The sequence below is a fragment of the Collinsella aerofaciens genome (genome assembly GCF_018785265.1).
GTDB classification, from domain to species: domain Bacteria; phylum Actinomycetota; class Coriobacteriia; order Coriobacteriales; family Coriobacteriaceae; genus Collinsella; species Collinsella aerofaciens_AI.
Map to the genome: position 1 here is coordinate 1 of NZ_WQPK01000034.1, position 1,073 is coordinate 1,073.

General features: G+C 58.7%; 2 protein-coding genes. Both read left to right on the forward strand.

Annotated elements, in window-relative coordinates; all coding sequences use genetic code 11:
• The coding region (locus GPK42_RS05865) for an LPXTG cell wall anchor domain-containing protein (RefSeq protein WP_215694158.1) at positions 1 to 344 on the forward strand (344 nt) is incomplete at its 5' end.
• A gap of 28 nt (positions 345 to 372) precedes the next feature.
• On the forward strand, positions 373 to 1,073 hold a 701-nt coding region (locus GPK42_RS05870; protein ID WP_215694160.1), incomplete at its 3' end, for a hypothetical protein.

Consider the following 1,073-nt stretch of genomic DNA (forward strand, 5'->3'; position numbering starts at 1 on the left):
CGGCCTATGACGACGCCTGCAAGGCATACGAAGAGGCAAAGGCCGCGGCAGACAAGGCCACCTCGCCCGAGATAACGCAACCCACCGAGACGACGCCTCCCTCCGGCTCGACGCAACCGGCCGAGACGACACAGCCCGCCAGCTCGACCGCGACCGGCAAAGACACCGCACCGAGCTCCTCCAAGCAGGCGAACACGGGCAACGGCAAGCAAGCGAATACGACCGCCGGCAAGCTCGCAAACACAGGCGACACAACGCCGAGCGCAATCGCACTAGCAGGAATCGCCGTCGCAGGACTCGGAATAACCGCCACAGCCACACGCCGCCTCAAGAACTCAAAATAGCCGCCGACCCTTGAAATGAGGTGCCGAGATGAACGACATTCTCGCAAGAAGAGCAAGACGAGCAACCATGGGCATCGCCCTTTCCCTGGCACTTGCCGCGGGAATCGCCCCCGTAACGGCGATCGCGGCAGAAACCAGCTCCCCCATCGATGCAGCTGCCTTGCAGACAGCGACCGCGAACTCGAGCGAAACCGCGACCACCGAAAAAGATAAAGCGTATGCAGCCATGCAGGAAGCGCTCAAAAACCTCGAGGCCGCAAAAGACGCCGCAAGTCCCGAGAAACTTGCGGAAATCGATGATGACATTGCCGCATTTCAAGAACTCTACGACATGGTGGTGGCGGAAGCCGCCAAATGGAGGGTACCCCTTCCCGCCATGCAAGCGAACGTCGATGCAGCCCAAGCCAAATACGACGAGGCCCACAACCGGGTAAGCGAGCTTCAGGCAGAATTAAAAAAGGCATACGACAACGGAGATTACGCAGCTGCTCAACAGTTGCGTTCGGAGATCATGTCGGCAGAAAGGCAAGAAAAATCTTGCAAATCGGACCTTGACAGCTATCGGCGTAGGCTCGAGATCCAGGAAGGACAGGTTGAGCATTTCGAAAGTGCGGCGGAGGAAGCCAAAGCCCACATCGACGAGGACATAGCCAAGCGAAATGCGCTCCTTAGCGATTTGGAAAAGGCGCAAGCGGCCTATGACGACGCCTGCAAGGCATACGAAGAGGC